Origin of the sequence: Bacillus sp. UNC322MFChir4.1, assembly GCF_000746135.1 — a bacterium.
Classification (GTDB): Bacteria; Bacillota; Bacilli; order Bacillales; family Bacillaceae_G; genus Bacillus_A.
The window spans coordinates 339,598-348,314 of record NZ_KN050809.1; the positions used below are offsets into that span (position 1 = coordinate 339,598).

Sequence of the window (8,717 nt, forward strand, 5' to 3'; positions counted from 1 at the left end):
CTAATTATTGTTGACTTATAGCTTAAACTACTATAGTATTTTACCCAACAAATACTATTTTAAGTGGTTCACAACGAGTAAACCTACTTATATAGCTGATCCCGTAGCTCAGCAGGGAGAGCGCCACCTTGACAGGGTGGAGGTCGCTGGTTCGAACCCAGTCGGGATCATAGCGAAACCCCTTGATTTTCAAGGGGTTTTCTAATGTACAACAGTTTAACCAAAAGGATGAAACAGTACTTTTGAGGCAGAAATGGGGCAGAAAAAATGCCTGTCACTGCCTGGAGTACCGAAAGTTCGATCAATTACCAGGAGTACAAGCATTTTATTTAACTATTTAATATGCATAGGAATTACTCTTTGTCCAAATACCTACACTCTTAATTTCTTTATACTCAGGTTTTCACATAGCATCTTCAATAGTATTCTCAGATACATTCATGGTGTTTCCTTCCTTCTATCTTAAAATAGCTATTCCGACAATACTGCAACCATGTTAATAAATTTTTCCTTATCCCACTAGTTTTTTTAACTTAATGACCCTTTTTTGTAACTAAACAAAGTAGACGGTGAAACCGCTGACTGCCTCTTCCTTGTTTTATTTTCGAATTGGCTTAAAAGCTTCAGCAGCATGATGGCCAGAATAACAGTAGATTTTTACTTTATTGTCATGCTGCCCCTGCAATTGATTTTTTAGCTTTTTTCTTTTCGGACATTTTAAATGCATAACTAACAATAATCGGACAGACTATTGCAGATATTACACATGCTGCTGCAACTTGTGCAGTAGCTCCTGGTGCTATTGAAGCTAAGGTTGGATCTGCTGCTGCAACAACAGCTGGTGTAGCTACAGCATTTCCGGCAGTTGACCCTGTTGCTAAACCAACGATAGGATTTTCCTTAAATAACTTCAAAAGTACGTAAGCTCCAATTCCAGTGAATGCAGCTACTAATCCTAGTAATATGCCAGGACCTCCCGCTTTTATAATAGTTGAAAGATTCATTCCTGCACCTAATGGGAATGAGAAGAATGGAATTAATAATAATTTACTGCTTCCAAGGAACTTTCTCATATCAGAATCAATATTTCCTAAAATCATTCCTATTACTATTGGAATTAATACTCCTACAAGTGTTTGAAGAGGAATTGAGGCAAGGCCGGATGCACCTAATGCAACTAATGTGAAAAATGGACCATCTTTTAAAGAAAATACAGCATATGCGCCTACATCAGTTTCGTCACCATACGATGAAGCAAGAGATGCATATAATCCACCATTAGCATTTAATAATGCTGCAAGGATGGCTAATGGTGATAATCCTAGTACTCCGGCAGGCCCAAAAATCATTGCTACAGTTAAACCTATAGCAGCACCTATTATAAATTTTCCTGTTAATAATATTGCGCCTTTTTTTATTGCCTTTGGTGCTAATTTGAAATTAATTTGTGAACCAATTAAAAACATAAAACATGCCAAAATGGTAGATGATGCTTCTTTACTGAATAATGCCGTTGTAAAACTTCCAATTTTTAAAAATTCCGGAAAAAATGTGTTCGTTAATACTCCTAAAAAAAGTGGAACAACCATCAGACCACCCGGAATTTTATCAAGCGTTTTCTTAATTGGAATTTGCATTTTTAACCCTCCTAAAGTAGTTTTTATAACCTCGAAAGGAACCCGTTATTTTACCAATCATTCCAATAATCGGAGAAAGTGGTTCCAATTTTCTTGCATCTTGTACTATGTTTTAATCTCCCTTTGCTTTGTTACCTGTCTATCATATTCAGAAAGAGAGCGTTTTCATAGTTTATGAAATTTTAATAACCATTTTTGTAAATAAAAAAAGTAAGCAGTTTCAAAAACTGCTTACTTTTTTATTAGGTGTTCCTTATATTGGTTATATTCATGCTGATATACAGACCGTCCCATTGTTCCATAGATGACTTTGACTTCAAGTATTCCTAAATCCTTTAGGAAGTTAAGGTACTTTCTTGCTGAAACCTTTGAAATGCCTACAACATATGTTATTTGAGGGGATAATCTTAATTTTCATACGTGGCATATTTTTAACAAATGTATGTAGTTATTTCACTATTTTCTTATATTTTTATAAAATCGTACTTTTATTCAGTTAGCCCCTCATTTACAATGGAGAGATTAATCAATAAGTATTAGATTTTATTGTTTTTATGTTTAAATGCTCGATTAGCATTAAGCTTCTCTATATTCGTTTATGTTATATATGTTTTAGCTTAAGGTTAATCCAAAATCTAAAATTTTCCTACCTTGAAAATTTCTAACCTACGCTTAATAGTGTTAATTAAACTGACGCTTTTTTAATTTACAATCTAATACTATAGACTCCCTGTTGTATTATCATCTAAACATTGAGAAACATGAATAAATTTACGCTTCTGATAATTCATTGGTTTGGAAGTAAATCTACTTTTATCTGTATGTACCCAATACGTATTTGGATTTGTTTGATACTCTCCACGTTCAACCACAAAATTCTCAGGTATACAACCGATTAGACCAAATTTTTCAAGTGCATCCAACGACTTGCCAATTGTCTCTATTGTTAGCCCATCAAACATTTTCGTTGTTCAGTCCTTTTTTGGATAAAATTAAATAAAAAAGAACGCCCCCCTAAGACCGAAGCATAGGTAAGCGTCCTATGTTTTTAATAAATCAACCTGTATCACCATCAGCTAATCCTTGTATGATATTAATAGCTGTTTGAGTATTAACTGAAGTATGTGTGCCTATCGTTACAAGTGTAATCAATAGCACTCCTAATAATACTTTCTTCACTTTAGCGCCTCCTTTTTAAAAATTTCTTTTTTCGCTTCATAACTTAAGTAGAAATATTTACTTCCTTGTTCAAAGTTTCCTTCGCTATGAAATTGGACTGCTAATGCTTCCATGTATTCTTGAACATACTCCCATAATCTTTCGTTTCTAAAGTAGTCCATTCCTGCTAACACAGCTTGTTCTAATTTTTCGGCAGTAACTTTTTTATTTATTTCTCTTAGAATTGCAAAACGGTATTGATATTCTTGATTTCCTAATTCATTGCAGATAGTTAAACCTTTTTCAATGAGTTGAGATGCAATTTCTTCTTCATCTAGCTTGACATGTTCCTTTGCTTTGACAAAAATGGCTTTGTAATGATGAGATTTCTTTTCAACAACTTCTGAAAGGTATCGAATTGCCGAACTAGAAAGATTCTGACTCGCATACATGAAGCCTAAATTATACCGAACTAGTAAGATTGCTTTCTCATTCTTTTGCTTTTGGAATATATCCATTGCAGTAACAAAGTATTCTTCAGCTAGTTCAAACTCTCTTAGATGCGTACAAGCTAATCCTAATAAATTATTACAATAAGCTGTCTTTAATTCATAGCTTTCATGTTTAGAAAATATGTCCCTAGCTTTTGTACCATGTTTAATGGCCAAAAGTGCTTGATAAATATGGTAATGATATGTTGCTAAGTTATAATGAAATTCCGCTTTTTCAAGTTCATTAGGAATGTGTTTAAGTAAAATTTCTGCTTTATCATAATGTTCTTTAGCAAGGTTATAATTACCGATTGCGTTAGAATGAATAGCCTTATAAAAATGGTAGTAGTAAGATAAAAAGTTATCTGTCGGAATATCAAAAGATTCAATTTTATCAAAGCTATTTTTTGAAATACTTAAATTATCCACTAAATATTTATAACCAAAATCTAAAAGGTGATAGTAGAATAACAAGTTTGAGTCTGCTTCGTTATTGTGAATGATAGAATTAATTTCTTCTTTTAAACAATGGGCATTATCTATATTACGTGAACGTATTTCTTGGTACCATTCGTTAAGTAGTTTTGAAATTTGTTCATTCCCCTTTATTAGAACGTCCATGACATCCCCTCCCTTTTTGAATATTCTTATAAATAATAATAGCAAGAATAGAATTTAATGGAAATTCAAATTTAATATTTCTCAACATTTGTTTAACAATTTTATTTTGAAAAAAGTTTAATTAAAACTCATTTAAAATTCTTTAATCGAGAATGAGCAAAGCGATATGATTTTTTTATAAACAATGCAACTTTATTTTAAACCTACAGTAGATAGCTATCGTGTTTATAACTCCTCAATCCTTGAATTATTTCCGCTCCGTCTTAATAGCAATAATACATGGAAATATACAATCGCTGGTAGGATCCCGTAGAGAGAATACCCTATTAACCCGCTCTCTATAAAATAACTCCAAACATTGAGTACATAAGTAATTAAATCAAATATGCTTTTTTAGAAGAATAACACTTATTTAAGATTTTGTTCGTAGCCCAATCGACTAACAGAGAGTATGGTATTCCGATAAACGTGAATATGGGGATAGTATAAAATAATGTAATTATAGAAAAAAGTATAGGTGAAAAATCATATATATCTGAGTTCTTTTCTAATTGTCCCCCTAATAGTTTGATCAATACGTTAGTGCAAGCAACAAACACTGTTTTGGGGACACCAATTGTTAATGACTATAATACCAGCATCAGGGATTGTACATTTTCTAGAACGCAATATATTCAAAGAGAAATTAGCCCCGGTAACTTTGCCCGTTCTTCAACAGCAACAGGCTATTTAAATGACCAGATTGTCACCCAAGGGAATCAATTTTTTCCAGATGAATTTGGGGTTGGGGGAAGAAAGTTGGTCATCTTAGCTAAATCAACTGTCAACAAAGTGTTGTTTGTGGATAAAAATGGAACCCCTACTGCAGTTGGGGTAGAATATGTCAAAGACGGGGTTTCCTACAAAAATTTTGCCCGCAAAGGTGTCATCCTCTCAGCTGGATTTTTCTCCTCGCTCATTCTCCAGCGTTCAGGGATTGGTGCCTCGGACGATTCAAAAAGGGGTTGTCGATGGATTCCTCAATGTGTTTGGTATTAAAAATCTTAAGGTTGCCGATTTGTCCATTTCGCCTATTTTACCGGATGGGCAGCCGTCCGCCGCTACTCAGATGATCGGACTCAATGCGGTGCAGTTTATTCAAGGGGATAGCTCTTCATATGTAATGACAGATAAGGAACTTGAAGATTATAGAAATAAGTTTATATAATTACTGAAATCTTAGCCAGGATCATAACTACAAAAACCGTGTCAAATTAACGTTTGATGCGGTTTTTATTTATTTGCTCGCATATTCGTTCAAGCACTAAACATATACCACCATATCTCCCTATAAATTACGACATTTTATTGAAATTAAATATTGTACTCATCAATTCATAGTATCGACAATAATATAGTACCTTGCAAAATACACTAGTTAATGGTATATTTGGAAATAATTGAATATCCATTAAGTGGAATTATTATTGATGAGAAATCCCGTATAAAAAGGTGTGTTAGAACAAATAGCTTTATGATTCATATGGTTATTCATTAGCTAAACGTACTTCTAGATCTAAAGGTTCTCTCTGCCTCTACTAAGAAGATTCGTTAATGATAGTTGTTCTCTTAACTTATATTCAAGAATCTCGTGAAGGACCTACAAGAGAATATTATTCTATAACCGAAAACTGAGAAGAACGGTTAAAATTCTCGGATGTGATTAATCATTTTATAAAGGAAAGTGATTTTAATGAACAAAAGTGAATTTTTAAAAAAACTCAGCTCTTCCCTAAAGAATATGCCAAATTCAGAAAAAGAAGATATTATCTCAGAATATGAAACTCATTTTATCAGTGGTAAACAAGATGGGAAATCTGAAGAAGAAATTTCTAAAAATCTAGGAAATCCTAAAACGATCGCTACAGAACTTAATGTTACATATGTAATAAACAATGCTGATAATAAACGAAGCCTCAAAAATATTATAACAGCAATATTTTCTGTTATGAGCTTAAGTTTTTTGAACTTGATATTTATCATTATCGCCTTCTTCTTGTTACTCTTGTTATCGCCAATTCTCATAGCGCTCATAATTGCCACTCCATTACTCATGGTATCACCTATCCTTTTAATCGTAGTAGGATTTATGAAAGGATTTCATCAAATCCATTCTTCTGATGTTTATAGTGTATTTGTAGGTTTTCTCATTGGTTTAACAATTGGTGGAGTATCTTACTTTGCAATAAAACATTTATACTCACTTTTAGTAAAGTATTTGAAATGGAATTTAGCCATTTTACAAAGGCATTAATTAAATTGGGCAAAAAGGAGATTAAAATGAAAAAACATACTTTATATTTATTAATACCGCTAACTTTTGCATTTATGTCTGCTTGTTCACACGATACACAATCTAATGAAGCAAATGATTCACGATATGATAAATTAAGCAATGCACAATCTATTAAAGATGTTACTATTGAAATTCCCGAAAATATATTCAACTCTCAGAAAAAGAATGAAAATATTAATGAAGATGAAATGAAACAAAGTATTAAAAATTATTTGGATTATAGTTATGCGTTAACTGAAAACATCGTTCCACTTTCTTCAACAACTTCTGATGAGAATTTTACTGAATCCGATCGAGAAAAATCAGAAAAACTAATGGATCTAGCGAAAAAAAATGATGCGAATTTCCATGATTTTATTAGCAATAATAATATACCTAATGATTATCAAAAACCTTCAAAGGAAATCTATGACTATATTTCCTCATCTACAGCACTTTTATCAGAAATGGAACAGGAAATAAAGAAATTCTCGGAAAATGGTAACGTGTTAAAGACAGATTTTTCATTTACAAAGCGCTTTACTAAAGTTAATGGTAGGAAACAAAAGGAAATCGAGAAGTTTTTGAACGAAAAAAATATTAAAACTATATATTTCAATAAATAATGATATATCCCTTTCAAAATAGTCATAAAAAAAGGCTATTTTGAAGGGGATTTCTATGGAAGGACTATAAAGTGAAACTTTAATCAGTGTTTTATAAGGAAGTCATTATCTATATTAGATCGGAGGAATTAAAACGTATATGGAACAAAAAATACTTGAATTACTTAACGAAATATATTCAGTGAATTTTATTAAAGTAGAACCAGTAACAAATGAAATGTATCGGTGTATTGCCAAACAAGGTAACTTCTTCGCTAGAATAACGAACTATAAAACATATGAGGAACAGTTAGAAGAGGTTAACTATACAAATTTTTTATATAATGAAGGATTTGGAGTCCCGCTATGCATATCTTCCTTAAACGGTAAATTAGTAGAAAAGATAACACTTGATAATGACGTTTTAACTGTTTTATATAATGAAGCTTCTGGTGTACACTTACCAAAAAATCAATGGAATGCCAATGTATTAACAGAATTAGGTCGGCAAATTGGTAGATTACATCGTTTATCAAAGAAATTTGAAAGTTTAACGCCGACTAAATATATAAACGATTGGCATGATAATGAGGAATATCATTTTCATAAATATATCCCTAAAGAAGAAAGCACTATTAGAGAAATGGCACATAATGTGTTATCTACAATAAAAAATTTACCAAAATGTCATTCTACATACGGTTTACTGCACGGGGATTTATGGTTAGAAAACATATTAGTAGATAGCGATTCGAAATTGACAATGGTTGATTTTCAAGATTGTGAAAAGCATTATTATATATTTGATTTAGCCGTTCCAATCTATAGTGCGTTGGAGTATTCATTTGTAGGAAATGGCAACATAGTTGACTATGGGCGTTCGATTACGAAAGCGATAATCGACGGATATCAAGAGGAAAATGATATATCTTCAGAGATGTTAGAACAACTGTCTCTATTTATTAAATTAAAGGAAATATTTGAATATAGCTTAATGCATATGTACTGGGATAAAGAGAGATTAACTGAAGAACAAATACGAATAATGAACCACTTTAGAATAAGGATTGAACACAATTATTCTGTTCTGAATATTTAAGCATTTTTCAGTATTAAACTAAAAATCATATTCAGGGATATAGCATGAAATTTCCTGTGGCACTTGCTGTACTTGTGTAATAAACTAAACTCAAGGTTTAAGTGATAATGGTCTATAGCTGTACGTGTAAAACCTTTCCTAGCAATTAAAAAAATATAATTATGAATTTAACGATAATGTTCTCTCAATACAAGTGCAAAACGGAACAAGAAAAATACACCGCATGTAGATGGAATCTATTTAGGGGATAAAGTGAAAGTATTGGGACAAGTAGGATTTGTGACAGGATTTACAGGAAAAATGGTATACGTACAAGATATAGATGGACACTATATACAAAATCCTACTAAATCTTATAAACAAGTGAAGAGATTAGAGATAGAACGTATACACCATACGAATAATTGGCAGTTCTTACAAATCAGTTAGGCGATGCCTAACCGAAATTCATCCCCACCTTACCGCTGGGCTTTTGCCCGTCACGTGCTTGAAGATGAGGACTTCTTTCGGAAATACGTTAAATATATAAAAGCTTCGAACCAGCTATTAGGTCGCTGGTTCGAAGCTGTCGGATTCATACAAAACAAAAAGCCTCAATCTTCTAAATGGATTGGGGCCTTATTTAAGCTTCATCTTAAACATAATTCTCCTAATTCATATGAAATGTAATCTACTAGACCTTACCTTTTCTATCCACCTAAGTGTAGCCTATCCAGATATAATGTATTAAAAATCAAAGTTATTGCATGCCTGGAGATCCTCCCATACCCATGCCTGGAAATCCTCCCATAC

At 32.4% G+C, this 8,717-nt stretch carries 10 protein-coding genes and 1 tRNA gene; 7 read left to right on the plus strand and 4 right to left on the minus strand.

From position 1 onward, the window contains the following. Positions 1-97 precede the first annotated feature (97 nt). A tRNA-Val gene (locus BR72_RS19005) sits at positions 98-170 on the plus strand. A gap of 498 nt (positions 171-668) precedes the next feature. On the opposite strand, the gene BR72_RS19010 is transcribed toward BR72_RS19005, so the two are convergent. The 4 genes from BR72_RS19010 to BR72_RS19020 form a co-directional block, all read right to left on the minus strand. After that, positions 669-1,637 carry a 2-keto-3-deoxygluconate permease gene (locus tag BR72_RS19010; RefSeq protein WP_035435601.1) on the minus strand — a complete coding sequence of 323 codons (969 nt, stop codon included), beginning with the start codon at positions 1,635-1,637 and terminating at the stop codon, positions 669-671. 719 nt (positions 1,638-2,356) lie between these two features. Beyond that, positions 2,357-2,599 carry a hypothetical protein gene (locus tag BR72_RS19015; protein ID WP_035435604.1) on the minus strand — a complete coding sequence of 81 codons (243 nt, stop codon included), beginning with the start codon at positions 2,597-2,599 and terminating at the stop codon, positions 2,357-2,359. Between the two features lie 94 nt (positions 2,600-2,693). After that, positions 2,694-2,816, minus strand: a complete 123-nt coding sequence (locus BR72_RS27360; RefSeq protein ID WP_269320428.1) for a hypothetical protein — start codon at positions 2,814-2,816, stop codon at positions 2,694-2,696. Further along, positions 2,813-3,907, minus strand: a complete 1,095-nt coding sequence (locus BR72_RS19020; protein ID WP_035435606.1) for a response regulator aspartate phosphatase — start codon at positions 3,905-3,907, stop codon at positions 2,813-2,815. The genes BR72_RS27360 and BR72_RS19020 overlap by 4 nt, the downstream gene beginning before the upstream one ends. 582 nt (positions 3,908-4,489) lie before the next feature. Between BR72_RS19020 and BR72_RS25875 the strand changes: the two genes are divergently transcribed. The 6 genes from BR72_RS25875 (at position 4,490) to BR72_RS25885 (ending at position 8,354) form a co-directional block, all read left to right on the plus strand. Beyond that, the gene (locus tag BR72_RS25875; protein WP_331280398.1) at positions 4,490-4,945 is read left to right on the plus strand and encodes a GMC family oxidoreductase N-terminal domain-containing protein; all 456 of its coding nucleotides are present in this window, start codon (positions 4,490-4,492) and stop codon (positions 4,943-4,945) included. Beyond that, positions 4,932-5,114 carry a GMC oxidoreductase gene (locus BR72_RS27480; RefSeq protein WP_331280399.1) on the plus strand — a complete coding sequence of 61 codons (183 nt, stop codon included), beginning with the start codon at positions 4,932-4,934 and terminating at the stop codon, positions 5,112-5,114. Before BR72_RS25875 ends, BR72_RS27480 begins: the two co-directional genes overlap by 14 nt. 525 nt (positions 5,115-5,639) lie before the next feature. Further along, positions 5,640-6,200, plus strand: a complete 561-nt coding sequence (locus tag BR72_RS19030; protein WP_035435610.1) for an HAAS signaling domain-containing protein — start codon at positions 5,640-5,642, stop codon at positions 6,198-6,200. Between the two features lie 26 nt (positions 6,201-6,226). Then, complete coding sequence (locus BR72_RS19035) at positions 6,227-6,847, plus strand: NDxxF motif lipoprotein (protein ID WP_035435612.1); 621 nt, start codon at positions 6,227-6,229, stop codon at positions 6,845-6,847. 139 nt (positions 6,848-6,986) lie between these two features. Further along, a complete protein-coding gene (locus tag BR72_RS19040) occupies positions 6,987-7,925 on the plus strand; it encodes a phosphotransferase enzyme family protein (RefSeq protein WP_035435614.1) in 939 nt (312 codons plus the stop codon). A gap of 252 nt (positions 7,926-8,177) precedes the next feature. Beyond that, on the plus strand, positions 8,178-8,354 hold the full coding sequence (locus BR72_RS25885; RefSeq protein ID WP_231559734.1) for a hypothetical protein: 177 nt from the start codon (positions 8,178-8,180) through the stop codon (positions 8,352-8,354). Positions 8,355-8,717: the final 363 nt, after the last annotated feature.

What these genes read in the sequence shown, in the direction of transcription:
- BR72_RS19010 (WP_035435601.1), bottom strand. Translation starts at nt 1,637, where the DNA reads ATGCAAATTCCAATTAAGAAAACGCTTGATAAAATTCCGGGTGGTCTG.
- BR72_RS19030 (WP_035435610.1), top strand. Translation starts at nt 5,640, where the DNA reads ATGAACAAAAGTGAATTTTTAAAAAAACTCAGCTCTTCCCTAAAGAAT.
- BR72_RS19040 (WP_035435614.1), top strand. Translation starts at nt 6,987, where the DNA reads ATGGAACAAAAAATACTTGAATTACTTAACGAAATATATTCAGTGAAT.
- BR72_RS19035 (WP_035435612.1), top strand. Translation starts at nt 6,227, where the DNA reads ATGAAAAAACATACTTTATATTTATTAATACCGCTAACTTTTGCATTT.
- BR72_RS19015 (WP_035435604.1), bottom strand. Translation starts at nt 2,599, where the DNA reads ATGTTTGATGGGCTAACAATAGAGACAATTGGCAAGTCGTTGGATGCA.
- BR72_RS19020 (WP_035435606.1), bottom strand. Translation starts at nt 3,907, where the DNA reads ATGGACGTTCTAATAAAGGGGAATGAACAAATTTCAAAACTACTTAAC.